We start from the raw sequence: 24,811 nt of genomic DNA, 5'->3' as shown, positions 1-24,811 counted from the left end.
CACGGCGGCATGGCCAGGGTGCTGATGGCGTGGGAGTTGGGGGCCAACCTCGGCCACCTCACGCGCCTGCGCCCTGTCGCCACCGCGCTGCAAAGGCGTGGCCACACGCTCAGCTTCGCGCTGCGCGACGTGATGGGCAGCCGCGCCGTGCTGCCGCCAGGGCTCGGGCGTGTGTTCCAGGCGCCGCTGGCGATCCACACCACGCCCACGCCCGCATGGACGATGGCCGATGTGCTGGTGGCCTGTGGCCACGGCCATGCAGCGGGGCTGGCCGGGCTGGCGGCGGCCTGGCAGTCGCTCATCGAGGTGAGTGGCTGCGAGGTGCTGATCGCTGACCATGCGCCCACCGCACTGCTGGCCGCGCGCGTGATGGGCGTCCCGGCGGTGCACATTGGCCATGGCTTTTCGGTGCCGCCGCGGCTGTCGCCCTTGCCGGTGTTTCGCGACTGGGCGCCGCCGCCGGCCCACCATGCGGCCGACGTCGATGCGCAGGTGTTGAGCTGCGTGAACACGGTGCTGCGCGATGCTGGCGCGGCCCCGCTCGATCGCCTGTGCGATCTTTTCTACCCCGAGCGCACGTTGCTGTGCACCTGGCCCGAGCTCGACCACTACGGCGGCCTCGGCCGCAGTGCCGCCGACTACGTCGGACCCGATGGCGAATACGCGCCGGGCGCCGAGCCCGATTGGCCAGGCGGCAACGGCCCGCATGTGCTCGCCTACCTTCGCCGCTCGCATCCCGGTCATGTGGAAGTGCTGCGGGCGCTCGCAGACTGTCGCCTGCCCACGTTGTGCTACTTGCCGGGTGAAGGGGCCGAGCCGGTGAGCGCACCCACCTTGCGCTACAGCCGGCAGCCGATCGACTTCCGGCGCGCGTTGCCACGCTGCTCGCTGCTCGTCTGCCACGCCGGCCAGGCCACCGTGGCGCAGGCACTCAGGCTCGGCATCCCGGTGCTGATGCTGCCCGAGCACGCCGAGCAGCACCTGATCGCTCGCCAGGTCGAGCGCAGCGGCGCGGGTGTCAATGCCGCGCTGCAGGCCCCACCGGTGGCGTACGCATCGCTGATCGAGATCATGGTGCGCGCCGACGGCTCGCATGCCAAGGCCGCACGCGCGGTGGCCAAGCGCCACTCGGCCTTCGACCCGGCGGCGCTCACCGCCCGGATCGTCGAAGCCGCGGAGTCCGTGCTCACCTGATCGACGCGGCGGCCGTCGCGACAGGGCCCTACGCCATCTGTCGTATATGCCGCATCCACCCCGCTCCGTAACCTGCGTTCTGTCCACCCCACAGGAGGGGACCGTGAGACACAACCCAAGGAGCTTCTCTACATGACTTCCACCCGCCGCACATTCGCCAAGGCCCTCAGCGCCGTGTCGCTGGGCGTGGCCGCGCTCGGCCTGCCCGCCTTTGCCCAAGCCCAGACCATCAAGGTCGGCGTGCTGCACTCGCTGTCGGGCACGATGGCCATTTCGGAAACCGTGCTGAAGGACGTGGCCCTGATGGCCATCGACGAGATCAACGCCAAGGGCGGCGTGCTCGGCAAGAAGCTCGAGCCCGTGGTCGTCGACCCGGCGTCGAACTGGCCGCTGTTCGCCGAAAAGGCCAAGCAGCTGATCTCGCAGGACAAGGTCGCCGTCGTCTTCGGCTGCTGGACCAGCGTGAGCCGCAAGTCGGTGCTGCCGGTGTTCGAGCAGAACAACTCGCTGCTCTTCTACCCCGTGCAGTACGAAGGTGAAGAGCTGTCGAAGAACGTGTTCTACACGGGTGCCGCGCCCAACCAGCAGGCCATCCCCGCGGTCGAGTACCTGATGAGCAAGGACGGCGGCTCGGCCAAGCGCTGGGTGCTGCTGGGCACCGACTACGTGTACCCGCGTACCACCAACAAGATCCTGCGCGCCTTCCTGAAGAGCAAGGGCGTCGCCGAGGCCGACATCATGGAGGAGTACACCCCCTTCGGCCACTCCGACTACCAGAGCATCATCGCCAAGATCAAGAAGTTCTCCTCCGAAGGCAAGAAGACCGCCGTGGTCTCGACCATCAACGGCGACTCCAACGTGCCCTTCTACAAGGAACTGGGCAACCAGGGCCTGAAGGCGACCGACGTGCCGGTGGTGGCCTTCTCGGTGGGTGAAGAAGAGCTGCGCGGTGTCGACACCAAGCCGCTGGTGGGCCACCTGGCCGCCTGGAACTACTTCATGTCCATCAAGAACCCGACCAACGACGCCTTCATCAAGTCGTGGTCGGCCTACGCCAAGGCCAAGAACATCCCCGGCCACAAGGACAAGCCGCTGACCAACGACCCGATGGAAGCCACCTACATCGGCATCCACATGTGGGCACAGGCGGTCGAGAAGGCCAAGTCGACCGACACCGACAAGGTGATCGCCGCCATGGCCGGCCAGACCTTCAAGGCGCCGGGTGGTTTCACCTCCACGATGGACAAGGAAAACCACCACCTGCACAAGCCGGTGTTCATCGGCGAAGTGAAGGCCGACGGCCAGTTCAACGTGGTGTGGAAGACCAAGGGCCCGGTGGTCGCCGACCCGTGGAGCGACTACATCCCCGAGAACAAGGGCAAGAAGAACGTCCCGGAAAAGAAGTGAGCTTGAGAAGAGCTTTCTCCTGATCTGAGAACGGAGGTCCTGCCTGCCATGGGCAGGGCCTCTTTGTGTTTGGTCCCCGCGGAGGGCGGGGCAACCCACAAGAGCCATGTCTCTGACCACCCGACTATTTGCCTGCGCCCTGTTCGCGCTGATGTTGCTGGCCTTCGGCCAAGCTCAGGCGCTGACACCGCAGCAGGCCAAGGCGATTGCCGAAGGCGACAGCGACGAGCGCATCGCCGCACTCACCAAGGCGGTCGCCGAAGGCGCGAGCGACCTCGCCCCCTTCGTGCAGGCGCTGCTCGACGACGCCGTGAAGATCGCCGGCGACAAGGTCTTCATCGTGCGCGATGACAAGGCCACCGATGCCGCCACCGGCGCTGCGGCCACGCTGCCCGAGAACGCCGAAGACGTGGTCAGCAACAACCGCATGAAGGGCGCGCTGCAGGCCGCCCAGGCCGCGTTGCAGCTCGTCTCGCCCGACGTGGAAACCCGCCGCACGGCCATCACCGAGATGGCCAAGCAGACCATCGACGAGTCGCAACTCGTGCTGCTCGACAAGGCCGTGGCCGCCGAGACCGACGCGGGCCTGAAGCAGTCGCTCGAGCGCATGCGCGCGGCCATCCTCGTCTCCTCGACCGACAAGACCAAGCGCCTCGCCGCGGTGAAGTCGCTCGCCGAAAGCAGCGAGCCCACGGTGGCGAGCCTGCTGCAGGAGCGCCTGGCGCCCGATGCCGAGACCGATGCCGAGGTGCGCGGCGCGCTGATCCAGGCGCTCGATGGCATCCGCGCCAAGCTGGCGTGGGGCGAACGCGCCGGCGTGGTGTTCACCGGCATCAGCCTCGGCTCCATCCTGCTGCTGGCGGCCCTGGGCCTCGCCATCACCTACGGCCTGATGGGCGTCATCAACATGGCGCACGGCGAGCTGATCATGATCGGCGCGTATGCGGCCTACGTGACGCAGAACCTCTTCCGCAGCTACCTGCCGGGCCTCTTCGACTACTACATCCTCGCGGCCATTCCCATCTCGTTCTTCGCCTCGGCCCTCGTCGGCGCGGCGATGGAGCGCAGCGTGATCCGCTGGCTCTACGGCCGGCCGCTGGAGACGCTGCTCGCCACCTGGGGCATCAGCCTCGTGCTGATGCAGGGCGTGCGCACCATCTTCGGCGCGCAGAACGTGCCGGTCGAGAACCCGGCCTGGCTGTCGGGCGGTGTGTCGGTGCTGAGCAACCTCACGCTGCCCTTCAATCGCATCGCGATCATCGTCTTCGCGATGCTGGTGCTGGCTGGCCTCGCCTACCTCGTGGCCCGCACGCGCCTCGGCCTCTTCGTGCGCGGCGTCACGCAGAACCGCCGCATGGCCTCGTGCGTGGGCGTCAACACCGCCAAGGTCGACACCTACGCCTTCGCCCTCGGCTCCGGCATCGCCGGCCTCGCGGGCTGCGCGCTCTCGCAGGTGGGCAACGTCGGCCCCGACCTCGGCCAGAGCTACATCGTCGACAGCTTCCTCGTCGTCGTGCTCGGCGGGGTGGGCCAGCTCGCCGGCACCGTCTATGCGGCGCTGGGCCTGGGTGTCATCAACAAGATCCTCGAAGGCTGGGCCGGTGCGGTGCTGGCCAAGATCATGGTGCTGGTTTTCATTGTTGTCTTCATCCAGAAGCGGCCGCAGGGCATCTTCGCGATGAAAGGCCGGAGTGCTGAAGCATGAGCGCGGTCCTTCCCAACGTTCCCACGATCCCGACCGTGTCGTCGCCCACGCGGCTGATGTCGCTCAAGAGCTGGTTCGGCGTGCTGGCCTCGCTGCTCGCCGTGCTGGTGGTCGCGCCCGTGCTCAACCTCGTGGTGCCGCCCGACAGCGTCTTCCACATGAGCGACTTCGCCGTGCTGCTCATCGGCAAGATCATGTGCTACGCCATCTGCGCGCTGGCGATGGACCTGATCTGGGGCTACACCGGCATCCTCTCGCTGGGCCATGGCCTCTTCTTCGCCCTCGGCGGCTATGCGATGGGCATGTACCTCATGCGCCAGATCGGTCGCGACGGCCAGTACCAGAGCGACATGCCCGACTTCATGGTGTTCCTCAACTGGAAGGAATTCCCGTGGCACTGGGCGGGCAGCGACAGCTTCCTGTTCCAGATGGCGATGGTGGTGCTCGTGCCGGGCTTGCTCGCCTTCATCTTCGGCTACTTCGCCTTCCGCTCGCGCATCAAGGGCGTGTACTTCTCGATCATCACGCAGGCGATGACCTTTGCCGCGATGCTGCTCTTCTTCCGCAACGAGACGGGCTTCGGCGGCAACAACGGCTTCACCGACTTCAAGCGCATCCTCGGCATCACGATCACCACGCCGCAGATGAAGATGTTCCTCTTCGTGCTGACGGGGCTCACGCTGATCGGCTTTTTCGTCTTCGCGCGCTGGCTGATCGCGAGCAAGTTCGGCCGCGTGCTGCAGGCCATCCGCGATGCCGAAGGCCGCGTCATGTTCACCGGCTACGACCCGCTGCGCTACAAGCTCACGATCTGGGTGATCTCGGCGGTGATGTGCGGCATTGCCGGCGCGCTCTACGTGCCCCAGGTGGGCATCATCAACCCGAGCGAGATGTCGCCGGCGGCCAGCATCGAGATGGCGATCTGGGCCGCAGTGGGCGGGCGAGCCACGCTCATCGGCCCGATCGTGGGCGCCTTCTTCGTCAACGGCGCCAAGAGCTGGTTCACGCAAGCCTTCCCCGAGTTCTGGCTCTACTTCCTCGGTGCGCTCTTCATCGCGGTGACGCTCTTCCTGCCGCAAGGGATCATCGGCCTCGTGCGCAGGTTCACCGGCCAGAAAGAGGGAGAAAAGGCATGACCCCCGAGCTGATGCAAGCCGGCGCGCGCACGCGCCAGGCGATGGAAGCGAAGCAGCCGGCCAACGCCGGTGAATCGGGCGGCCGCAAGCACAGCTACAGCCGGGTGGTGACGCCGGGCGAGCTCGACGTGGCGCACGGCGCCATCCTCTACCTCGACGACATCACCGTCAGCTTCGACGGCTTCAAGGCCCTCAACGCGCTCTCGTTGAGCATCAGCGCGGGCGAGCTGCGCTGCATCATCGGCCCCAACGGTGCGGGCAAGACCACGATGATGGACGTGATCACCGGCAAGACCCGGCCCGACGTGGGCAAGGCCTTCTTCGGCTCGACGATCGACCTCCTGCGCATGCGCGAGAACGACATCGCCTCGGCCGGCATCGGGCGCAAGTTCCAGAAGCCCACGGTCTTCGAGCAGCTCTCGGTGTTCGAGAACCTGGAGCTGGCGCTGAAGGGCGACCGGGGTGTCAAGCAGTCGATGTTCTTCCGCCTGAACAGCGAGCAGGCCGACCGCATCGGCGACATGCTCAAGCTCATCCACCTGAAAGACAGTGCGCAGCGCATCGCAGGCCTGCTGAGCCACGGCCAGAAGCAGTGGCTCGAGATCGGCATGCTGCTGATGCAGGACCCCAAGCTGCTGCTGCTCGACGAGCCCGTGGCCGGCATGACGGACGAAGAGACCGAGCGCACCGCCGAGCTCTTCCTGTCCCTCGAAGGCAATCATTCGCTGGTGGTGGTCGAGCACGACATGAAGTTCATCGACGAGCTCACTCGGGGCAACCCAGCGAAGAAGGTGACGGTGCTGCACGAAGGCAGCGTGCTGGCGGAGGGGTCGCTCGCCGATGTGCAGGCGAACGAGAAGGTCGTCGAAGTCTATTTGGGACGCTGAGCAGCCATGCTGAAAGTCGAAGGCATCAACCAGTTCTACGGCGGCTCGCACATCCTGCGCAACCTGTCGTTCGAAGCCCGCCTGGGCGAGGTGACCGTGATCCTCGGGCGCAACGGCGTGGGCAAGACCACGCTCTTGAAGAGCCTGATGGGCGTGGTGCCGGTGAAGACCGGCACCATCCAGCTCGACGGCGTGGACATCACCCGCGACACCTCGTACGACCGCGTGCGCCGGGGCGTGGGCTACGTGCCGCAGGGCCGCGAGATCTTCAGCCGCCTCACGGTGGAAGAAAACCTGCGCATGGGCCTGGCCTACAAGAAGGGCAGCACGCCGATCCCGAACGAGATGTTCGAGCTCTTCCCCGTGCTCAAGCAGATGATCAACCGCCGCGGCGGTGATCTCTCAGGCGGCCAGCAGCAGCAGCTCGCGATTGCGCGCGCACTGGCTGCCGGCCCCAAGCTCTTGATCCTCGACGAGCCGACCGAAGGCATCCAGCCCAGCATCATCAAGGACATCGGCCGTGTGATCCGCATGCTGGCCGACCGCCGCACGATGGCGATCGTGCTGGTGGAGCAGTACTACGACTTCGCCGCCGAGCTCGCCGACCAGTACCTGGTCATGGAGCGCGGCGAGATCGTGCAGCGCGGCCACGGCGACCACATGGAAGCCGAGGGCGTGCGCGAAAGAATGTCCATCTAGGGATGTTCGCCCCTCGGCCGGCGGGTACGCTGGCCGATCCCCCGAGGGGAACGTAGGCCGCGGCTCCATGCCCGCCTGCGCGGGCATGGACGGCCGGAGTGCGAGCCGTGTCTCGCGGCTCGCGCGGGCCGGCTTGGGAGCGGCCCGGCGCACGGCCCGCTCAAGGCGTCGTGAGGATTTCGGGCGCCGTCGTGCCGGAGTCCGCCGTCACCGCCAGGACCTTGATCTGCCCCGGCAGCAAGCCGCTCGGCACCGTCACCAGCAGCAGGTCGGCGTTCTGCGACAGGTTGAGAGGCGCATTGAAGATCACGGTCTTCGTGCCCGCGGCGGTGATGCGCAGCTGGTAGTTGTTGGCGTTGAACTCATGCGAGTCGGCACCGGTGCCTGGCACGGCGTTGCCCAAGGTGACGTTGCTGTAGTTCGGCGAGACGGTGGCGATGTCGACCGAGGGTGCGGTGAGGTACACGTCGACCGCGGTCGCGTTGTTGGAGCCGTTGACCACGCGCACGCGGGCTTCGTTGCTCGTCAGCGACTTGTTGTACGGGTCTTCGATGAAGAGGGTGTTGGGCACGCCCAAGAGGCCGGCGTAGGCGACGAAGGTGTACTTGTCGCCCTGGTGCGGGTCGAAGTTGAAGTTGTTGCCGATCGGCAGGCCGCCGACGGTGGTGCGCACCTGGTAGTCGGCGGCGGTGCTGCTCACGTCGAAGTAGTTCGAGGCGTAGCGGTAGTTCACGTTGTTGACGCCGCCGATGGTGCCGCCGTTGCGGTACAGGCCCACCGACGGGCCGCCCTCGATGGCGTGCACGAAACGCACCTTCGGGTCGGCCACGCTCAGCCGGTCGTCGACGCTGTCGTCTCCGCCGCCACAGGCGGCAACCAGCATCAAGGGGGCACAGGCGAGCAGGATCTTGTGGAGTGTCTTCATGTCAACCTCGTTGTAGTCAGTGGCTGGCTGAATCTACGGTCGAGGCTGCGCGTGCCGTGTGGGACAGGGCTGAGTTACGTGTCAGACAACGCCGATGGCTGCAGGGCAGGGCGCTTCTGGCCACAATGCGGCCTTCCTTCGCATCGGGGCCTCCATGATCATCGTCCACCACCTGAACAACTCCCGCTCGCAGCGCGTGCTCTGGCTGCTGGAAGAGCTGGGCCTGCCCTACGAGATCAAGCACTACCAGCGCGACCCCAAGACCATGCTGGCGCCGGAGTCCTTGCGCCAGGTGCATCCGCTGGGCAAGTCGCCCGTCATCACCGATGGCGACGTGACGGTGGCCGAGTCGGGCGCGATCATCGAATACCTCGTCGAGCGTTATGGCAACGGCCGCCTGGTGCCGCCCGCCGGCTCACCCGAGAAGCTGCGCTGGCGCTACTGGATGCATTTCGCCGAAGGCTCGGCCATGCCGCCGCTCCTGCTCAAGCTCGTCTTCACGACGATCGAGCGCACGAAGATGCCCTTCTTCGTGAAGCCCATCGCCAAGGGCATCTCGCAGAAGGTGCAGGGCACGCTGGTCGACCCGAACCTCACGCGCCAGCTCGACTTCATGGAGGGCGAGCTCGGCAAGAGCGAGTGGTTCGCCGGAAACGAGTTCAGTGCGGCCGACATCCAGATGAGCTTTCCGCTCGAGGCCGCGGCGCAGCGCGCGGGGCTCGATGCGTCACGGCCGAAGCTGATGGCGTTCCTGAAGCGCATCCATGCGCGTCCGGCGTACCGGCAGGCGCTGGAGCGCGGCGGCCCCTACAGCTTCGCGAACGACTGATCGATCAGCCGAGCTGCTTCAGCCGCGAATCGACATAGCCAGCCGCGCCTTCGGGCAGGCCGATCGACTTGGCGCGCTGGAAGGCAGCGCGGGCCGTGTCGGCCTGGCCGATCTCTTCGAGCGAGATCGCGAGGCCCATCCACCACACGCCGCGGGTCGGCACGAGGCGCAGGGCCACGCTGTACTTCTCGACGGCATCGCCATGACGGCCTGCGCGCTGCAGGATGGCGGCGTGGAAGCCATGGAACTCGGCGCCCTCACCGGCGTTGAGGCCCGCGTGCGAACTTGCGGCCTGAAGCGTCTCGGCCGCCGTCGCCCACTCCTGGCGCTCGGCCTGCAGGCGCGCGAGCATCAGGGCGAGCTGCGGCTGGGCGGGTGCGAGGGCGAGGCCTTCCTTGAGCAAGGCCATGGCCTCGTCGGGGCGCGACAAGGCGATCAGCATGCCGGCCTGGGCCACGCGGGCCGCCGCATGGCGCGGGTCTTCGCGCAGCGCAGCGGTGAAGGCTGCGGCCGAGTCGTTGATCTGGCCCGCTTGATGGGCGGTCACACCCCGCTGGTACTGCGCCTCGGCGCGCTCCTGTGCGGAGCGGGCGGCGCTGCGCAGCTCGATGCGCGACTCGGGCTTGGAAGCGGTGGCCACGGTGTTGTCCGAAACCGGCTGTGCGGCGGCGACGGGCTTGCTGCGCGGGGCAGGCGCTGCGATCGCCACCTGCACGGGTGCAGTCTCGCGGGCCACGACGGGCGCCGGGGCGGGGGGTGTCTCGGCAGGTGTTGCGACGGGCGCAGGCGCCGGTGTCGGTGCAGCAGGTGTCACGGGCATGGGTGCGGTCACCGCCGGCAACGTGGCCGGCGCGAGCGGCAAGGGCGCGGCGGCCACCGGCGTGTCGGCGGCTTGCGCCGGCCAGCGGATGCTGCCCTGCGCCCAGCCGCCCACCACCACGGCGGCGAGCGTGACGAAGAGGCCCAGGCCCCATCGGGTGGCGCGTTGGGCCGCGCTCGGCGCCAGCGTGCGCGGCGACGCGGCCTTCACCGCGGGCGGCGTGCCGGTCACCTGGCGTTGATCGAGGTCGCGCAGGACCTGGTTCAGCAGGCTCATCGTGCGCTCCAGTTCAGCGCATGCCACCAGCCCAGGCCGAAGGGCGAGCAGGGCAGTGCGCCGTCGGTGTCGCGAGCGGCGGCGCGCACGTGCGCGGCTTCGACGGTGTCGACGCCCGAGCCGTAGACGGCCATCAGCGCCTTGTGCGCGAGGATGTTGACGAGACGAGGCGTGCCGCCGGTCGCGCGCTGCAGCGCGGCGATGGCGCCGGCGCTGAAGAGTTCGACGCCGCTGCGGCCGGCCACGTGCAGGCGGTGGTGCAGGTAGTGGCGCAGCTCCTGCCGGTCCATGCCGGTCAGGCGGTAGTGGAAGGCGATGCGCTGGCGCAGCTGGCGCATCGAGCTCAGGGCCAGGCGCGCGTCGAGCTCGGGCTGGCCGAGCAGCACCACCTGCAGCAGCTTGCGCTTCTCGGTCTCGAGGTTGGACAGGAGGCGCAGCGTCTCCAGGCTCTTGAGCGGCAGGGCCTGTGCCTCGTCCACGCAGACGATCACGCGGCGGCCTTCGGCGGCGAGGGCCAGCAGCTCTTCGTTGAGGGACTTGAGCAGCTCGTATTCGCTCGCCTGCGGCGAGAGCTTCAACTCCAGCTCGTCGGCCAGTGCCAGCAGCAGCGTGGCCGGCGTCAGCAGCGGGTTGGGCAGGTAGCAGGTCACGCAGTCGTCGCCCTGGGACGCGAGGAAGCGGCGGCACAGCAGCGTCTTGCCGGTGCCGACTTCGCCCGTGATCTTGATGAAGCCTTCGCCGTGGGTCGATGCGATCAGGAGCGTGTTGAGCGCCTCCTGGTGTGCGCGGGTCGCAAAGGCGTACGCGGTGTCGGGCGTCAGCCCGAAGGGCAGTTCACGCAGGCCGAAGTGGGCGAGGTACATGGCGGTGCCTAGCGGGTGCGCATTTGGAACTGGTTCAGCCGGTCCTGCGTGTCGGCGGCGTCGGCTTGCCAGCTGCGTTCGTTGCGGATGATGGTCGGCTTGAGCAGGATCACGAGCTCGCTCTTCATGCTGCTCTTGGCGCGCATGCCCACCGCGGTGCCGAGCACCGAGTCGGTGGTGCCGGGCAGGCCCGAGGCGGCGTTGGACTGCGCCTGCTTCATCAGGCCGCCGATGGCGACGATGTTGCCGTCCTGCACGCGCACGACCGAGTCGCTCTCGCTCACGGTGCTCGAGGCGAGCGGCAGCTGGAAGGTGCCGATCTGCGAGCCGAGGTTGAGGTTCTTCTGCTTCTCTGCGACCACGCTCACCGACGGGTGCAGGTGCAGGATGACCTGGTCGTTCTCGTCGATCTGCGGGGTGATGTCGAGTGCGATGCCCGAGAAGAAGGGCTGCACGGTGACCGTCGGCGTGACGATCGGGTTGCCGGTGCCGGTGGTCGTGACGGTGGTGGTGATGCCGGTGACGAAGAACTCGTCGGTGCCGACCTTGAGCACGGCCTTCTGGTTGTTGACGCTCGCGATGCGCGGGCTCGAGAGCACCTGCACGTTGCCCTGCGTTTCCAGGAACTGCAGCATGGCGGCGAAGTTCGGGCTCTGGAAGGCGAGGCCGAAGAGGCTGCTGGTGTTGGTGCCGTCGGTGACGAGCGAGGCGCCGGGCAGCGAGCCGAACGCGGCGCCGACCAGTGCGTTGGTCACGAGCGAGGTGACGGCGCCGGTGGTCGAGTTGGGCGTCTGCAGCGTCGTGCCAGGGCCGATGGTGCCGGCCGAGAGGTGGCTGCTGGCATTGCGGAAGGCCGACCAGTTCACGCCGGTGCTGGAGCTGTCGGACAGCTGCACCTCGATGATCTTGGCTTCGATCATCACCTGGCGCTCGACGATCAGCTGCGTCATGCGCAGGTAGTTCTCGGTGGTGCGCAGGTCCTGCGGGAAGCCGCGCACGGCGATCACGCCCGACAGTGGGTTGACGATCACGCGGCGGCCGTTGTCGGCGCCGATCAGGCCGGTGAGCGTGGTGCGCAGCTCGGCCCAGAAGTCGTTGTCGGAGTCGGTGGTGATGTGGCTGCCGTTGACCTTGGTCGCGGTGCCGTTGTTGCCCGAGCCCGGCGTCGAGTTGTTGTTCGACGGCGTGTTGCTGTTGTTGCCGCCGCCGTTGTTGTTGCCGGTGTTGTTGACGTTGCTCGACGAGATGGAGCCCGAGGTCACGCGCGTGTCGCTCGTGCCGTTGCGCTTGGCGGCGAGGTAGTTGACCTGGTAGATGCGCGTCTGCAGCGTGTTGGGCTGGATGTGGATGCGGTTGCCCTGCATCGTGTACTCGTAGCCGTACAGGTCGCGCATCGCGTCGAGCGCTTCGCGCACGGTCACGTTCTTGAGGTTCAGCGCGACCACCCCCGTCACCTCGGGCGCCACGAGCATGCTGTAGCGCGTGCCGGTCACGATCTGCAGGAAGACCTGCTGGGCGGGGGCGTTGGAGACGGCCAGGTCGAAGCGCGGCTCGCTCGGCGGCGGCAGCTTCACCGGCTCGGCGGCCAGCGGGGGCAGCAGCGCGCGGTTGACCGCGTCGGGCGGCGGCGTGGTGGGCTTGGTCGCTTCACGTGCGGAGGCACGGGCCATCTCTTCCTTGATGCGGTCGAGCGTGGCCTGCTGCGGGATCTTGTCGGTGGTGCAGCCGGCGAGCGCCATCAAGGCGAGCGCCGCAAGTGCGTGGCGGGGGGTGTTCATTTGAGCGACTCCGTGCGCGGGGCGCGCGTGGTTTTCTGCCCCTCGGGCACCAGGGTGAGCGTGGTCGTGCCTTGCGCGCTGTCGAGCCGCACGCTGTGCGGCGTGATGCGGGCCAGCCGTGCGTCGCCCACGCTGCCGCCGAGCGCGACCAGCTTGCCGCTGATCACCGCGGCGGGCGTGCGGCCGGGGCCGAGCAGCACCGACTGCAGCACCAGCGTCTCGGGCGTCACGGGATCGGCGGGGCCTGCGGCCTGCAGGCCGGCGGGCGGGCGTGTGGGATCGGGCAGCACCTGGGCACCGGCCGAGACGGTGGCGATCAGGCAGAGAAATGCGAAGGCGCGTTGGCTCATATGACCCACCAGGTCTTTTCCACGCTGAGGGTGTAGACGACGAGCGTCATCACCACCGCGGGGCTTTGTTGTGCATCGAGCTTCAGCTCGCCCCAGTAGACGCGGCGCGGCATGCGCTCCAGCGTCTGCAGGTAGGCGACGAGTTCGGGATAGTGGCCACGCACGGTGATCTCGACGCCGTGGCGGTACAGCCAGCCGTCGGGCGTGGCCGTGTCGGCCGCCGGTGAAGAGGCGGCAGTCGCCGCAGGTAGCGCGGCGGCGGGCTTCTTGCCATCGGCGAGCTCCGTCACCGAGGTGACCGGCAGCGTGCGCAGGCCCACGAGCTGCAGGCCGCGCTGCGCTTGCAGCAGGCCCGAGAGCCAGTCGCTCATGTCCTGCGCCGGCACGAGCGAGCTCTGCAGCTTCTTGAACTGGTCGTCGGCCTGGCGCGCCTGCAGGCGCAGGGCTTCCAGCTGCGTGCGCAGCTCGGCATCGGGGTTCTTCAGCCTGGCCTGCAGCACGGTGAGCTGGGCCTGGGCGACGGTGAGGTCGTTGGTCTCCTGCTCGAGGCGCTGCTGCAGCGTGCGGCGCTCCTTGTAGGCGGGCTCGATGACGAGCAGGTGGCCGAGCATGAGGATGGCGAAGCACAGCGCACCGGGCAGCAGGGCACGGTCGCGGGGCGAGAGCGCGGTGTAGCGCGCGCTCAGTTGTTTCCAGCGTTCCTTCATCGCTTGCCCTCCTGCGAGGGTGACGACTTGGCCACTTCGGTGCCCTGCGCGCTGACGAGCGAGAACTCGACGAAGGGTGCGCTGCGGGCCGGCGCCGACGCTGCGGCCTCCTGCTCGGGGCGGTCGATGTTGAGTGCGCGGAACGAGCGGCCTTGCATGGCCGCTTCCTTGTTCAAGCGGTTCACGTAGCTCGGGATCAGGTCGGGCGTCACCGCGCGGCCGCGCAGCGCGACCTGCTGGTGGTCGAGCACCACGCCGGTCAGCCACAGGCCGTTGATCGACTGCCGGGCAAAGGCGCTGAGCGCGGTGGCGTGGCCGGTCTCGTTGCCGAGGCCCCCCGCCTGCAGCAGGCCGAAGGCTGACTGGCGCTGCGTCACCGCCGACTGGATCGCGCGCAGCTCGGCCTGGAGCCGTGCGTCGGGCTTGGCCTGGGCGACACGCTGGGTGAGATCGATGAGTTCCTTCTGCGCGACTTCGAGCGCAGCGCGCGTGCTGTCGGCCGGCTGGCGCAGCTTGCGCACGTCGTGCATCGCCCAGCCGCCGGCCAGTGCGACCGTGAGCAGGCACACGCCCACCGCGGTGGCGGCATTGGCCGCGGTCAGCCACTCGCGCTTGGCGCGCAAGGAGGCGTCGTACAGGTTGATGTTCTGCGTCATGCAGCCGCGCTTTCATCGCGCAGGGCCATGCCGATCGGCACGTACCAGGCGTGTTGTTGCGTCACGTCCTGCAAGGCGTCGGCGTGGCGGCCGAGGTCGAGCACGGTCGAGAGGTCGGCCACTTCCACCGGCAGGTAGAGGTTGTCCTTCAGGAAATTCGAGAAGCTCTCGGCGGCGGGGTGGCCGGCGATGAGCAGGCGCGACAACGGCACCTGGCTGAACTGGCGGTCGAAGCCATCGAGCGAGCGCTGCAGCTCCAGGCCCACGCGCTCGAAGACGGTGGCGCGCTGCTCGGCGTCGGCGAGTGCATCGAGCTTGATGTCGATGTGGCGGAGGCCATAGAGCTCGCCGCCGCGGCTGAAGGTGAGCAGGGCGCCGTTCTCGTGCAGGCCCAGCATGGCGATGCCGCGACCCTGGGTTTCGAAGAGGGTGGCGAGGTTGCGCTGCGCGGTTTCGATCACGTCGATGACCGAGAGCTTGAGGTTGGCGGCCTGGAAGGCCTGCACACGCTCCTGCAGCTTGTCGCGCTTGGCGGCGACCACGAGCGCCAGCGCGTCGCGCCCGGCGGGCATGCCGTCGGTCGGGATGGGCAGCACGTCGACCATCGCCTGCTCGACCGGGAAGTCGAGCGAATCCTTGATGCTCCAGCGCAGGGCGGCGCGCAGCTCGGCTGCGTCGACCTTGGGCTGCGTGACCTGCACCATCTGGTAGGCGCTCGGGTCGATCCAGGTGGTGCAGCGGTAGCGCTGCAGGTGGTGGACGCGGCGGGCGTGCTGCAGGGCCTGCGCTTCGGTGCCGCTGCGCGGATTGCTGTCGAGCCAGCGGACACGCGGGCGCTCGCCGCCACGCACGACGTGGACGAAGTCCACGCTCTGCTTGCGCGGCACCACTGCCATCCAGCCAGGTTGTTCTCGTCGGTTGAACATCACACACGCACCATGAATGGCCGCCGACATGGCGGTCCGAGGGTCAGGCTGATGCTAGGGACGCGGGGTTTTTGCAGTGCCTTGATAAGGCAGGCTTTTCCGGGCGACTTGGGATGGAAGTGAGTCCTTTGTCACGGACTCGCTTGAGGGGCTGTCCGGCGCCGGGCCGCCCCAGGCCGGACGGCGCCCCTTGGGGGCAGGAGCGCAGCGACTGGGGGGCTCTACTTGATCGCGGCTTTGCCCAGGTCCCAGATGGGGAGGAACACGCCCAAGGCGAGGATCAGCACGAGCACGCCCAGGAAGACGATCAGGATCGGCTCGATCTGCGCCGAGAGCGACTTCAGCTCGTACTCCACTTCCTGCTGGTAGAAGTCGGCCACCTCGCCGAGCATCTCGTCGAGCGTGCCCGACTCCTCGCCCACCGCGATCATCTGCAGCACGACCGGCGTGAAGATGCCGCTCGCGGCCGCGGTGCGCAGCAGGCTGTCGCCGCGCTCCACGCCCTCTCGCATCTTCTCGATGGCGCGGGCGAAGAAATGGTTGTCCACCGTGTTGGCCACGACCATCATGGCCTGCACCACTGGCACGCCGCTCTTGAGCGCGAGCGCGAAGCTGCGCGAGAAGCGGGCGAGCGTGGCCTTGCGGATGATCTTGCCGGCGATGGGGAACTTGAGCTTCAGCTTGTCCCACGCGTAGCCGCCGTCTTCGCTCGCTGTCCAGCGCCGGAAGGCGAAGATGGCGCCCACGGCGCCGACCAGGATGTAGGGCCAGGCCGCGAGGGTGAACTTGGAGAAGCCGACGAGGATGCGCGTCATCAGCGGCAGCTGAGCGCCGAAGCCGTCGAACACCTTCTGGAACGACGGGATCACGAACACGTTGATGACGCCGATGGCGATCAGCATCACCACGATCACGAAGGTGGGGTAGCGCAGCGCCGACTTCACCTGGTCGCGCATCAGCTTCTCGAACTCGAGGTGGTGGAAGAGGCGCAGGAACACTTCGTCCAGCCGGCCCGTCATTTCGCCCACGCGCACCATCGAGACGTAGAAGGCACTGAAGATGCCGGTCTGCTTCGCAAGCGAGGTCGACATCTCGTTGCCCGACTCCAGGCTCTCGCGGATCTGGCGGATCACGTCCTTCATCGCCGCCGAGGCCGACTCCTGTAGCCCGCCGAGCGCCCGCGTGAGCGCGATGCCGGCTTTTAGCAGCGTGTGCAGCTGGCGGCTGAACATCAGCAGGTCTTCGTGCTTGACCTTCTCTGATCTGCCGAAGCCGATCTGCTTCGACGCCATCGAAGCCCCCACCGCCGTGGCGAGCACGATCTCGAGCGGCGTGCTGCCGGCGCGCTGCAGCTCGGCCGCCACGGCGCCGGCGCTGTCGCCTTCGAGCACGCCTTGCATCAGGCCGCCGCCGGCGTCACGTGCGGTGTAGGTGAACTGGGGCATCTGGCAGGGCCGGGTCAGCCGTCACCGCTGGCGGCGAGCGCCATGGCTTCGGAGATCGTCGAACGACCGGCGTGGGCAAGCGCGAGTGCGTTGCGCAGCAGCGTCCTGGTGCCGATCTGCGCGCGCGCGATGCGCACGAACTCGATCGGCGAGCCGTGGTTGGCGGTCTGCACCAGCTCCGGCGTCATCTCCAGCATCTCGTAGACGGCGGTGCGGCCGATGAAGCCGGTGCCGTTGCAGCGCGAGCAGCCCATGCCGCGCATGTACTTGCCGTCCTTGCCCTCGGGGCCGATGTAGTGGTCGAGCCAGCCGAGCTCCTGTGGCGTGGGCGTGTGCGGGGCGATGCAGTTGTCGCAGAGCAGGCGCACCAGGCGCTGGGCGATCACGAGGTTGAGCGACATCGCCACCATGTAGGGCGGCACGCCCATGTCGAGCAGGCGCACGGGCGTTGTGGCCGCGTCGTTGGTGTGCAGCGTCGAGAGCACCATGTGGCCGGTCATCGCGGCGCGCAGGCCGATCTCGGCGGTGGTCTTGTCGCGCATTTCGCCGACGAGGATCACGTCCGGGTCCTGCCGCAAGGCGGCGCGCAGCACGCGCTCGAAGGAGAGGTCGATCTTGTCGTGCACCTGCACCTGGTTGATGCCGGGCAGGCGGTACTCGACCGGGTCTTCCACCGTGATGATCTTGCGGTCGGGCGAGTTGATCTCGTTGAGCGAGGCGTAGAGCGCGGTGGTCTTGCCGCTGCCGGTGGGGCCGGTCACGAGGATCATGCCGCTCGTGCGCTGCAGCGCGCCGCGCACCTTGGCCAGCATCTCGTCGCCCATGCCGAGCCGTTCGAGGCGCAGCAGGCCGCCGCTCTGGTTCAGGAGACGCATCACGACGGATTCGCCGTACTGCGTGGGCATGGTGGAGATGCGCACGTCGAGCGGGTTGCCGCGGATGTCGACGTGGAAGCGGCCGTCCTGCGGCAGGCGCTTCTCGGAAATGTCGAGGCCCGACATCAGCTTCAGGCGCAGCACGAGGGCCGGGGCGATCTTGAGGTCGGACTCGGTCTGCAGGTGCAACACGCCGTCGATGCGGAAGCGCACGTGCAGCTTGTGCTGCTGCGGCTCGATGTGGATGTCGGAGGCGCGCACCTGGGCGGCGTCTTCGAACAGGGTCTGGAGCAGCTTGACGACCGGCGCGTCTTTCACCGCGGCTTCGGTGCCGAGCAGGTTGCCGAAATCGGCCTCGGTCTGCGCGAGCTCGGCGGTCAGTTCCTGCGAGAGCGCGGTGATCTCGCCGGTGCGGCGGTACACGCGGTCGATGGTGGCGAGCAACTGCGTCTCGGTGACGGCGGCGAGCTCGATCTCGCGCTTCAGGATGCGGGTGAGCTCGTCGTAGGCGAAGAGGTCGCTCGGGTCGGCCATGCCGACACGCAGGATGCCGTTGTTGTCTTCCAGCACCAGTGCGCGGAAACGGCGGGCCTGGGCCTCGGTCAGCAGGTTGACCAGCGCGGGCGCCGGGTTGGTCTGCTTGAGGTTGATGTAGGGGATCTTGAGCTGGCCGGCGAGCGCACCGGAGATCTGCTCTTCGGTGACGACGCCGCTGTCGACCAGGATGCGGCCGAGCTTGCGGCCGCTCGAGCGCTGCTGCTCGAGCGTGGCGGTGAGCTGCTCCTGGGTGATGAGGTTCTGCTGAACCAGCAGGTCACCCAGGCGGATTTTCTGGGGAGGCGGCATGCGCGGTCCTGACGACAAAGGCCATGGGTCGGACCATTGTCGAAGTCAGTGCCGGCTCGCAATGCGTGGAAGTGGCTGGTTTTCGGGCCTCTGTTCGCAAGGCCGGGCGAGCGCCGGGCCGCTCCCAAGCCGCCCGGCGTCCCCTCGGGGGATCGGCCGTGTATTCACGGACGAGGGCCGTCAGTTCGGCACGCCGATGTCGCCGAGGGCCTTGCGGATGACGGGTGCATGCTCGCCCTTGGCTTTGCCTTCCTCGATTTCACCTGCACGCTCGAAGAGCGGCACGAAGAGGCCGAGCTTGTCGACCGGGCCCTTGAGCGTGAGCGTGCCGTGCTTCACGAACGCGGCATCCCAGGCGGCCAGCACTTCGTGCCAGAAGGTCCGCGTGGCGGCGTAGTAGCGGTCGGCGGCGGCGAAGTCGGGTTCCTTCAGTCGCTCGTAGCGCGCCATGCCGAGCTCGCGGCCGACGTAGGGGAAGCCGGCGTCGGGCTGGCGCTCCGCATCGAGCCGGGCCTTGAGGTTGTTTTCCTCCTGCGTCCAGCCGGTCGGGTGCACGGTGTGGCGGTTGGTGCCGATGAGGGTGTCGTAGTCCTTGCGCACGCTCCACTCGCGACGTGGCAGCGGGCGCCGGGTATCGCCGCTGATCCAGGTCGAGAAGCTCGCGTTGTGCTGCCAGCGGCCCAGGCTCGCGTAGCGCGGCGACTCGTCCACCTGGTAGACCGTCTGCACCCAGGCGCCGCGGCGCGCGGCCGCGGGCACCGGGCGGCGCTGCCAGCGGTCGCGGCCGAGGTATTCGACGATCGCCAGGGGCTCGTAGCGCCAGTCCTGCCGCCAGTGCTTGGTGACGAAGGGCTCGCTGACCTTGCCGTCTTTCTCGACCATGCGCATCTCGAGGATGTGCACCAGGCTCACGAGGCCCGGCTCGTTGCGGTCGACGTAGACCTTCTCGGTCCCCCACGACTGGTAGGGGCCGAGTTTCACCGGGTCGTCGGCTGCGGTGTAGGACGCGACTTCCAGGAAGTCGAAGGTGACGCGGTAGCTGCCGGCCATCGCGAGGATGGCGCGGCGGTCGCGCTCCTGCGGGCTCAGGCCCGCGGCCTGCAGCGCTTGCCAGGCTGGCGAGGGCGTGGTGTCGATCGCCACGGCCGCGCCGCGCGTGGTGCCGCCGCGGGGCTTGAGGCCGTCGCGGTCGAGCGGCCACGAGAAGGTGTAGCGCAGCGGGCTCGCGGCCGAGGCGGCACTGGCCGCTGGGGCCGCAGAGGCCGCAGGTGGGGCGGCTTGGCCTGCGGTGGGCAGCATCGCGGCCAGGCAGAGGAGGAGGGTGGTCGTCGTCTTCATGCGCGCCGCAGTTTAGGAGCGGCGCCCGCCCTGTCCACCGGCTTGGCCCAGCGGCGAAGGGTTACTGCGACTCAGGTGCGCCAGACGCGCGGCGGCGTGCCGGCCAGCGACCAGCCCAGCTTGCGCCAGCGCTGCCACACCTGCGTGAGCAGGTGCATGGCCGGCTCGACCCGGTGCGCCAGTGCGCGCAGCACCACCACCTCGGCGTGCGGCGAGCTGCAGCCGGCGGTCGCGCGCAGCGGGTCGGACGAGATCGCCTCGCGGGCCGCGTCCAGGAGTTCTTCGCGCCGGGTGTTCGTGAGGGCGGTGCCCGACGCGAACCACATGGTGGCCAGCACGCTGTGGCCGGCCCAGCCGAGGGGCGAGCGCAGCAGGTGGGTGTCCTGCCCGTCGATCTGCGCGCGCTCCAGCCACACGCCGGGCAGCTCGATGCTCTGCGTGTAGCGGCCGCGGTCGTAGGGCTGGTCGCTCGCGGGCAGGCCGAGGGCGAGCACGTCCCAGCCCATCATCTCGGCGCCGGGCGCCAGCTCGAAACGCATGCGGTTCTCGGCCAGCGTGTCGGGGTAGAGGATGGTCTCGAGCGGCAGCCACTCGAAGCGGCCGCCTTCGGCCACGCGGGTGGTGAGCGTCTGCAGGCCCGGGGCGCCGAGGCTGCGGTAGAAGCGTGTGGCGCCCGGCGTGGTGATGAGCGCGTGGCTGCCGGCCTGCACGTTGACATCGATTGCCAGCACGTCGCCGCTCACAATGCCGCCCGGGGGGTGCACCAGCACGTTGTGGCAGACCGCATCGCCCTCGGGGTAGAGGCTTTGCAGCACGCGCAGTGGGCCGTTGTGCGAGTCGAGGACGGTGGTGCGTGGGCCGCCGCCATTCGACGAAGAGCTGCGGTAGTCGAGCTTCAGGTGGCCGTGCCAGCCCATGGGCGAAAGGCGGAGTGGAAACAGGCGCGCAGTGTAGTCAGCTCGCGTTCGACCCCCGGTGCGCCCAGGCCGTGGTGCGCTTCTCGACCACCGCGAAGAGCTCGTACATCGCCATCGCCATCACGCCGATCACCACCAGGCCGGCGAAGGCCAGGCCCATCTGCATCGACGAGCCGGCCGAGATGAGCAGGTAGCCGATGCCTTCGTTGGCCGCCGTCATCTCCGACACGGTGGTGCCCACGAAGGCGAGCGTGATCGCGACCTTCAGCGAGCCGTAGAAGTAGGGCAGCGAGCGCGGCAGGCCCACCTTGATGAGCACGTCCCAGCGCTTGGCGCCGAGCACGCGCAGCACGTCTTCGAGCTCCGGCTCCAGCGTGGCGAGGCCGGTCGCGATGTTGACGGTGATCGGAAAGAAGGAGATGAGGAAGGCGGTGAGCACCGCCGGCCCGACGCCGATGCCGAACCACACCACGAGGATGGGTACGAAGGCGGCCTTGGGCAGCGCGTTGAAGGCGGTCATCAGCGGGTACATCGCCGAATAGGCCATGCGCGAGCTGCCGATGAGGAAGCCGAGCAGCGTGCCGACCACGATCGACAGGCCGAAGCCGGCCATCGTGACCCAGAAGGTGCGCCAGGCGTGGCCGGCGATCACACCGCGGAATTCGACCAGCTGCGACGCGATGCGCGAGGGCGAGGGGAAGATGAACTCGGAGACGTTGAAGCCGCGGCACAGCAGCTCCCACAAGAGCAGCACGCCCACGAGCAGCGCCCAGGGCGCCAGCGCCTCTTTCTGCTTCTTGTTCATTGCGGCACCTCCACCTGGCCCACCGGTTTGCGGATGGCGCCGATGTGCTCGCGCATCTCGAGCACGATGTCGGTGAAGCCCTTGGTGTAGGTGAGTTCCAGCTCGCGCGGCCGCGGGATCTCGATCTCGCGCCGCACCAGCATGCGGCCCGGGCTGCGGCTCATCACGTAGACCGTGTCGGCAAGGAACACCGCCTCGCGCAGATCGTGCGTGACGAGGATGACGTTGAATTTCTGCGCCGCGTGCAGGTCACGCAGGATGCACCACAGCTCTTCGCGGGTGAACGCATCGAGCGCACCGAAGGGCTCGTCGAGCAGCAGCATCTTGGGCTCGTGGATCAGGGCGCGGCAGATCGAGGCGCGCTGCTGCATGCCGCCCGAAAGCTGCCAAGGGAACTTGTCTTCGTAGCCGCCGAGGCCCACGCTGGCCAGGAGTTTCCTCGCCTTGTCGGCGTACTCGGCGCGCTTGGCGCGGAAGTTGGAGCGATAGGGCTCCACGATCTCCAGTGGCAGCAGCACGTTGTCCAAGGTGGTGCGCCACGGGAGCAGAGATGGTGCCTGGAAGGCCATGCCGGTGATCTTGAGCGGGCCGCTGACCTCGCGCCCGTCGATCAGGATGCTGCCTTCCGAAGGCATCTTGAGCCCGGTGGCGAGCTTCATGAAGGTTGACTTGCCGCAGCCCGAGGGCCCGACGATCGCGATGAATTCGCCCTCGCCGACCTGCAGCGAGATGTCTTCGACCGCGTATTGTTTTTTGGCGAGCAGCTCGTCGTTGTAGGCGAGCCAGACGTTCCTGAAATCGACGAACGGGGCGGTCATTTGGGCAAGTAGGTCAGGATGGATTTCACGGCTTCACGGTAGATGCCGGGCGCCTCGCGGTGCAGGTAGCTGTGCGAGCCGCCCGAGATCTCGACCCAGCGCACGCTGCCGGGCCGGGCGGCATCACGCAATTTCCGGCCCAGCTCGACCGGCACAGTCCTGTCGCGGTCGCCGTGCATCATCAGGATGGGGGCGTCGACCTTGGCAATCTTCTGGTCGGAGTAGAAGCGCTGGCGGGTGATCCACGAGGCGACCACGCCGTAGGTGCCGACGGCGGCCGCCACGTCGGGCAGGCTGGTGAAGGTCGACTCGACGATCAGCGCGCCGTAGTCGGTGCGCCAGCGCTTGCGCATGGCGAGGTCGATGGCCACGCCGCCCCCCATCGAGTGCCCGAAGATCACGCGCTTCTTCGGGTCGGGCTGTCGTTTGATGAGTTCGACCCAGGCCACGTCGGCGTCGGCCAGGATCGATTCCTCGGACGGAATGATGGGCTCGCTGTCGCCCCAGCCGCGGTAGTCGACTGCCAGCACCGACACACCGGCGTCACGCAGCGCCTCCATCTTCGGGTGGTTCCTGTAGAGGCTGCGGAAGGTGCCGTGCAGGTAGAGCAGCGTGGGCGCCTGCGGGTCGGCCGCGGGCATCCACCAGAAGGCGAGCGTCTCGGGCCGGTCGGGCTTGTCTCCGCGGACCTTGAGCGTGTACATCTCGTCGCCCGCCTTCAGGCCGGCGAAGTCGGCCGGGCGACCGGGCGCAGGGCGGTAGACGAGCTCGCGCTCCTTGGCGTCCCACCAGGCACAGCCGCCAGTCAGCGCCGACATGCAAAGCGTCACACAGAGCGTTACCCACCGCCACCGGTGGCGGGCGTGAGTGCTCAAAAACATGGCGACAATTGAACCCATGAAAGTCCTTGTTCCCGCGCTGGCGCTGGCCGCGGCCTGCACAGCGCTGCCGGCATCCGCCCAGTCGACCGATTCAGCGCCACCTGCCTCCACTCCAGCCCCTTCAGCTGCGGCACCTGCCAAGGCTGCCACGCCCTCCGGCGAAGGCGGCACCTGGCGGCTGATGGCATCGCCCTACACGATCCATTATTCACACGACCCCAATCACCGGCCGGTGTGGATGGTCGGCTTCGAGCGCGAGCGGCGCGACGGGCTGCTCTGGGGTGCCTGCTATTTCAGCAACTCCTTCGGGCAGCCGAGCGGCATGGTCTACGGCGGCCAGCGGCTCTACGACTTCAGCCCCTATCCGCAGCTCTACGCGCAGTGGACGGCCGGCGTGATGTACGGCTACAAGGGTGAGTACAAGGACAAGGTGCCTTTCAACTACGGCGGCTTCTCGCCCGGCGTGGTGCTCGCGCTGGGCTGGCAGTTCACGCCCCGCTATTCGGTGCAGGCGAACATCCTCGGCAACTCGGCCATGATGTTCCAGTTCTCGGTGGACCTGCCCTGAGCGTGCCGGCAGGCCGCGCGTGAGGCGGGCGCCTCACGCCGCGGGCATGGCTCACTTCTTGGGGGCGGCCTTGGCGAACACGTCACGGTCGGCGGCGGTGGGCAGGTAGCTGCCGTTCCAGATCACCGCGGCGTTCACCCGGTCCTTCGTCGCGAAGGCGTCGGACACCTGGCTCGCCATCAGCGCCAGCCGGCCGGGCTTGGCGTCGCCGAAGCCCTCGGCCTTGGCGTCGGCGGTCAGCACCGAGGCGTCGAGCGCGAGCTTCAGGCGGCGCAGCTCCAGCTCCTCGTTGATGATGCCGTCGCGCGCCTTGACGGTGGCAATGGCGCCCTTGGGGTCGGCGATCACGTCCTTCACGCCCTTGGTGAAGGCCCGCAGGAAGGCTTTCACCGCCTCGGGGTTCTTCTTGAGGAAGTCCTCGCCGACGATGACGGCGTTGCCGTAGAGCTTCACGCCGTATTGCGGGTAGGGAAGGATCACCACCTCGTCGGTCTTCACGCCACGCGCCTCGAGGTTGAGCAGCGAGGTGAACGAGAAGCCGGTGATGGCGTCGATGTCGCCGCGAACGAGCATGGTCTCGCGCAGCGGCGGGTCCATCGCAGTCCAGGCGACATTCGTGATGTTGTTGGCCTTGGCAAAGATCGGCCAGGCCTTGCGGCCGGCGTCGAAGACCGGGGCGCCGAGCTTCTTGCCGTTGAGGTCGGCCGGCGTCTTGATGCCGCTCTTCTTGAGCGCGAGCACCGCGGCCGGCGTGTTGTTGTAGACCATCATCACCGCCACCGGCTTGTTGGGGGCGGTCGGGTTGTTGGCGTGGAACTCCATCAGCGCCGCAAGGTCGGCGAAGCCCATGTCATAGGTGCCCGAGGCCACGCGGGTGACGGTGCCGCCCGACCCGTTGCCGGCGTCGATGGTGACGTTGAGCTTCTCGGCCTTGAAGTGGCCTTTCGCGGCCGGCACGAGGAAGAGCGCGGCCGGGCCTTCGAAGCGCCAGTCGAGCTGGAACTTGAGCGAGGTTTCCTGGGCGTGCACGGCCGATGAGAAGAGGCTGGCAGCGAGGGCGAGGGAGGCGGTGAGTTTCTTCATGGGTGAGTGAAAAGAGGACGGAAGAGGTTTGCAAGAAGCATGCTCGTCTGAATGCGGCGGACAAAGACCGGCGGACA

The 24,811-nt window shown here is 68.0% G+C and carries 24 protein-coding genes; 8 read left to right on the top strand and 16 right to left on the bottom strand.

Annotated features, from left to right (window positions below):
- The first annotated feature begins 9 nt into the window (after positions 1 to 9).
- The 6 genes from JI745_RS09050 to urtE all read left to right on the top strand — a co-directional run bounded on the left by JI745_RS09050 (position 10) and on the right by urtE (position 7,028).
- Positions 10 to 1,194, top strand: coding sequence for a glycosyltransferase (locus tag JI745_RS09050; protein WP_201805551.1), 1,185 nt, complete (start codon positions 10 to 12; stop codon positions 1,192 to 1,194).
- Between the two features lie 132 nt (positions 1,195 to 1,326).
- Positions 1,327 to 2,601: an urea ABC transporter substrate-binding protein gene (gene urtA / locus JI745_RS09045; RefSeq protein ID WP_201805550.1), complete on the top strand. Its 1,275-nt coding sequence runs from the start codon at positions 1,327 to 1,329 to the stop codon at positions 2,599 to 2,601.
- 106 nt (positions 2,602 to 2,707) lie between these two features.
- Positions 2,708 to 4,306: an urea ABC transporter permease subunit UrtB gene (urtB, locus tag JI745_RS09040; RefSeq protein WP_201805549.1), complete on the top strand. Its 1,599-nt coding sequence runs from the start codon at positions 2,708 to 2,710 to the stop codon at positions 4,304 to 4,306.
- A complete protein-coding gene (gene urtC / locus JI745_RS09035) occupies positions 4,303 to 5,442 on the top strand; it encodes an urea ABC transporter permease subunit UrtC (RefSeq protein WP_201805548.1) in 1,140 nt (379 codons plus the stop codon). Before urtB ends, urtC begins: the two co-directional genes overlap by 4 nt.
- Positions 5,439 to 6,329, top strand: coding sequence for an urea ABC transporter ATP-binding protein UrtD (gene urtD, locus JI745_RS09030; RefSeq protein WP_201805547.1), 891 nt, complete (start codon positions 5,439 to 5,441; stop codon positions 6,327 to 6,329). Before urtC ends, urtD begins: the two co-directional genes overlap by 4 nt.
- A gap of 6 nt (positions 6,330 to 6,335) precedes the next feature.
- On the top strand, positions 6,336 to 7,028 hold the full coding sequence (urtE, locus tag JI745_RS09025) for an urea ABC transporter ATP-binding subunit UrtE (RefSeq protein ID WP_201805546.1): 693 nt from the start codon (positions 6,336 to 6,338) through the stop codon (positions 7,026 to 7,028).
- 160 nt (positions 7,029 to 7,188) lie between these two features.
- Here urtE and JI745_RS09020 read toward each other — a convergent pair whose 3' ends face one another.
- Positions 7,189 to 7,953 carry a DUF4397 domain-containing protein gene (locus JI745_RS09020; protein WP_201805544.1) on the bottom strand — a complete coding sequence of 255 codons (765 nt, stop codon included), beginning with the start codon at positions 7,951 to 7,953 and terminating at the stop codon, positions 7,189 to 7,191.
- Between the two features lie 154 nt (positions 7,954 to 8,107).
- Here JI745_RS09020 and JI745_RS09015 point away from each other — a divergent pair, with 154 nt between their 5' ends.
- The gene (locus tag JI745_RS09015) at positions 8,108 to 8,782 is read left to right on the top strand and encodes a glutathione S-transferase family protein (protein ID WP_201805542.1); all 675 of its coding nucleotides are present in this window, start codon (positions 8,108 to 8,110) and stop codon (positions 8,780 to 8,782) included.
- A 4-nt stretch (positions 8,783 to 8,786) separates the two neighbouring features.
- Here JI745_RS09015 and JI745_RS09010 read toward each other — a convergent pair whose 3' ends face one another.
- The 14 genes from JI745_RS09010 to JI745_RS08945 all read right to left on the bottom strand — a co-directional run bounded on the left by JI745_RS09010 (position 8,787) and on the right by JI745_RS08945 (position 23,020).
- Entirely contained in the window at positions 8,787 to 9,878 is a 1,092-nt protein-coding gene (locus JI745_RS09010; RefSeq protein ID WP_201805540.1) for a tetratricopeptide repeat protein, read from the bottom strand.
- Positions 9,875 to 10,741 (bottom strand): ExeA family protein, encoded by an 867-nt coding sequence (locus tag JI745_RS09005; RefSeq protein WP_201805538.1) that lies wholly within the window; start codon positions 10,739 to 10,741, stop codon positions 9,875 to 9,877. Before JI745_RS09005 ends, JI745_RS09010 begins: the two co-directional genes overlap by 4 nt.
- A gap of 8 nt (positions 10,742 to 10,749) precedes the next feature.
- Complete coding sequence (locus JI745_RS09000; protein WP_201805537.1) at positions 10,750 to 12,519, bottom strand: secretin N-terminal domain-containing protein; 1,770 nt, start codon at positions 12,517 to 12,519, stop codon at positions 10,750 to 10,752.
- Positions 12,516 to 12,869, bottom strand: coding sequence for an MSHA biogenesis protein MshK (locus tag JI745_RS08995; protein ID WP_201805536.1), 354 nt, complete (start codon positions 12,867 to 12,869; stop codon positions 12,516 to 12,518). Before JI745_RS08995 ends, JI745_RS09000 begins: the two co-directional genes overlap by 4 nt.
- Positions 12,866 to 13,576: a type II secretion system protein GspM gene (gspM, locus tag JI745_RS08990; protein ID WP_201805535.1), complete on the bottom strand. Its 711-nt coding sequence runs from the start codon at positions 13,574 to 13,576 to the stop codon at positions 12,866 to 12,868. Before gspM ends, JI745_RS08995 begins: the two co-directional genes overlap by 4 nt.
- Positions 13,573 to 14,232, bottom strand: a complete 660-nt coding sequence (locus tag JI745_RS08985) for a hypothetical protein (protein WP_201805534.1) — start codon at positions 14,230 to 14,232, stop codon at positions 13,573 to 13,575. The genes gspM and JI745_RS08985 overlap by 4 nt, the downstream gene beginning before the upstream one ends.
- Positions 14,229 to 15,158, bottom strand: coding sequence for a type IV pilus biogenesis protein PilM (pilM, locus tag JI745_RS08980; protein ID WP_201805533.1), 930 nt, complete (start codon positions 15,156 to 15,158; stop codon positions 14,229 to 14,231). Before pilM ends, JI745_RS08985 begins: the two co-directional genes overlap by 4 nt.
- 221 nt (positions 15,159 to 15,379) lie before the next feature.
- Complete coding sequence (locus JI745_RS08975) at positions 15,380 to 16,603, bottom strand: type II secretion system F family protein (protein ID WP_201805532.1); 1,224 nt, start codon at positions 16,601 to 16,603, stop codon at positions 15,380 to 15,382.
- A gap of 14 nt (positions 16,604 to 16,617) precedes the next feature.
- A complete protein-coding gene (locus JI745_RS08970) occupies positions 16,618 to 18,324 on the bottom strand; it encodes a GspE/PulE family protein (protein WP_201805531.1) in 1,707 nt (568 codons plus the stop codon).
- Between the two features lie 180 nt (positions 18,325 to 18,504).
- A complete protein-coding gene (locus tag JI745_RS08965; RefSeq protein WP_201805530.1) occupies positions 18,505 to 19,662 on the bottom strand; it encodes a DUF6607 family protein in 1,158 nt (385 codons plus the stop codon).
- A 71-nt stretch (positions 19,663 to 19,733) separates the two neighbouring features.
- On the bottom strand, positions 19,734 to 20,579 hold the full coding sequence (locus JI745_RS08960) for an urease accessory protein UreD (RefSeq protein WP_201805528.1): 846 nt from the start codon (positions 20,577 to 20,579) through the stop codon (positions 19,734 to 19,736).
- A gap of 37 nt (positions 20,580 to 20,616) precedes the next feature.
- Positions 20,617 to 21,384 carry an ABC transporter permease gene (locus JI745_RS08955; RefSeq protein WP_201805526.1) on the bottom strand — a complete coding sequence of 256 codons (768 nt, stop codon included), beginning with the start codon at positions 21,382 to 21,384 and terminating at the stop codon, positions 20,617 to 20,619.
- Positions 21,381 to 22,202, bottom strand: a complete 822-nt coding sequence (locus JI745_RS08950; protein WP_201805524.1) for an ABC transporter ATP-binding protein — start codon at positions 22,200 to 22,202, stop codon at positions 21,381 to 21,383. Before JI745_RS08950 ends, JI745_RS08955 begins: the two co-directional genes overlap by 4 nt.
- Positions 22,199 to 23,020, bottom strand: a complete 822-nt coding sequence (locus JI745_RS08945; protein ID WP_201805522.1) for an alpha/beta hydrolase — start codon at positions 23,018 to 23,020, stop codon at positions 22,199 to 22,201. The genes JI745_RS08950 and JI745_RS08945 overlap by 4 nt, the downstream gene beginning before the upstream one ends.
- A 79-nt stretch (positions 23,021 to 23,099) precedes the next feature.
- On the opposite strand from JI745_RS08945, the gene JI745_RS08940 reads away from it, so the two are divergent.
- Complete coding sequence (locus tag JI745_RS08940) at positions 23,100 to 23,651, top strand: ABC transporter ATP-binding protein (protein WP_201805520.1); 552 nt, start codon at positions 23,100 to 23,102, stop codon at positions 23,649 to 23,651.
- Between the two features lie 51 nt (positions 23,652 to 23,702).
- Here the strand turns inward: JI745_RS08940 and JI745_RS08935 are convergent, their stop codons facing one another.
- Entirely contained in the window at positions 23,703 to 24,734 is a 1,032-nt protein-coding gene (locus JI745_RS08935; RefSeq protein WP_201805518.1) for an ABC transporter substrate-binding protein, read from the bottom strand.
- Positions 24,735 to 24,811 lie beyond the last annotated feature (77 nt).

The organism is Piscinibacter sp. HJYY11 (assembly GCF_016735515.1).
In the GTDB taxonomy this organism is placed as follows: domain Bacteria; phylum Pseudomonadota; class Gammaproteobacteria; order Burkholderiales; family Burkholderiaceae_C; genus Rhizobacter.
This window is presented reverse-complemented; position numbering and strand designations above follow the sequence as displayed.

What these genes read in the sequence shown, in the direction of transcription:
- JI745_RS09050 (WP_201805551.1), top strand. Translation starts at nt 10, where the DNA reads ATGGCCAGGGTGCTGATGGCGTGGGAGTTGGGGGCCAACCTCGGCCAC.
- urtA (WP_201805550.1), top strand. Translation starts at nt 1,327, where the DNA reads ATGACTTCCACCCGCCGCACATTCGCCAAGGCCCTCAGCGCCGTGTCG.
- urtB (WP_201805549.1), top strand. Translation starts at nt 2,708, where the DNA reads ATGTCTCTGACCACCCGACTATTTGCCTGCGCCCTGTTCGCGCTGATG.
- urtC (WP_201805548.1), top strand. Translation starts at nt 4,303, where the DNA reads ATGAGCGCGGTCCTTCCCAACGTTCCCACGATCCCGACCGTGTCGTCG.
- urtD (WP_201805547.1), top strand. Translation starts at nt 5,439, where the DNA reads ATGACCCCCGAGCTGATGCAAGCCGGCGCGCGCACGCGCCAGGCGATG.
- urtE (WP_201805546.1), top strand. Translation starts at nt 6,336, where the DNA reads ATGCTGAAAGTCGAAGGCATCAACCAGTTCTACGGCGGCTCGCACATC.
- JI745_RS09020 (WP_201805544.1), bottom strand. Translation starts at nt 7,953, where the DNA reads ATGAAGACACTCCACAAGATCCTGCTCGCCTGTGCCCCCTTGATGCTG.
- JI745_RS09015 (WP_201805542.1), top strand. Translation starts at nt 8,108, where the DNA reads ATGATCATCGTCCACCACCTGAACAACTCCCGCTCGCAGCGCGTGCTC.
- JI745_RS09010 (WP_201805540.1), bottom strand. Translation starts at nt 9,878, where the DNA reads ATGAGCCTGCTGAACCAGGTCCTGCGCGACCTCGATCAACGCCAGGTG.
- JI745_RS09005 (WP_201805538.1), bottom strand. Translation starts at nt 10,741, where the DNA reads ATGTACCTCGCCCACTTCGGCCTGCGTGAACTGCCCTTCGGGCTGACG.
- JI745_RS09000 (WP_201805537.1), bottom strand. Translation starts at nt 12,519, where the DNA reads ATGAACACCCCCCGCCACGCACTTGCGGCGCTCGCCTTGATGGCGCTC.
- JI745_RS08995 (WP_201805536.1), bottom strand. Translation starts at nt 12,869, where the DNA reads ATGAGCCAACGCGCCTTCGCATTTCTCTGCCTGATCGCCACCGTCTCG.
- gspM (WP_201805535.1), bottom strand. Translation starts at nt 13,576, where the DNA reads ATGAAGGAACGCTGGAAACAACTGAGCGCGCGCTACACCGCGCTCTCG.
- JI745_RS08985 (WP_201805534.1), bottom strand. Translation starts at nt 14,232, where the DNA reads ATGACGCAGAACATCAACCTGTACGACGCCTCCTTGCGCGCCAAGCGC.
- pilM (WP_201805533.1), bottom strand. Translation starts at nt 15,158, where the DNA reads ATGTTCAACCGACGAGAACAACCTGGCTGGATGGCAGTGGTGCCGCGC.
- JI745_RS08975 (WP_201805532.1), bottom strand. Translation starts at nt 16,603, where the DNA reads ATGCCCCAGTTCACCTACACCGCACGTGACGCCGGCGGCGGCCTGATG.
- JI745_RS08970 (WP_201805531.1), bottom strand. Translation starts at nt 18,324, where the DNA reads ATGCCGCCTCCCCAGAAAATCCGCCTGGGTGACCTGCTGGTTCAGCAG.
- JI745_RS08965 (WP_201805530.1), bottom strand. Translation starts at nt 19,662, where the DNA reads ATGAAGACGACGACCACCCTCCTCCTCTGCCTGGCCGCGATGCTGCCC.
- JI745_RS08960 (WP_201805528.1), bottom strand. Translation starts at nt 20,579, where the DNA reads ATGGGCTGGCACGGCCACCTGAAGCTCGACTACCGCAGCTCTTCGTCG.
- JI745_RS08955 (WP_201805526.1), bottom strand. Translation starts at nt 21,384, where the DNA reads ATGAACAAGAAGCAGAAAGAGGCGCTGGCGCCCTGGGCGCTGCTCGTG.
- JI745_RS08950 (WP_201805524.1), bottom strand. Translation starts at nt 22,202, where the DNA reads ATGACCGCCCCGTTCGTCGATTTCAGGAACGTCTGGCTCGCCTACAAC.
- JI745_RS08945 (WP_201805522.1), bottom strand. Translation starts at nt 23,020, where the DNA reads ATGTCGGCGCTGACTGGCGGCTGTGCCTGGTGGGACGCCAAGGAGCGC.
- JI745_RS08940 (WP_201805520.1), top strand. Translation starts at nt 23,100, where the DNA reads ATGAAAGTCCTTGTTCCCGCGCTGGCGCTGGCCGCGGCCTGCACAGCG.
- JI745_RS08935 (WP_201805518.1), bottom strand. Translation starts at nt 24,734, where the DNA reads ATGAAGAAACTCACCGCCTCCCTCGCCCTCGCTGCCAGCCTCTTCTCA.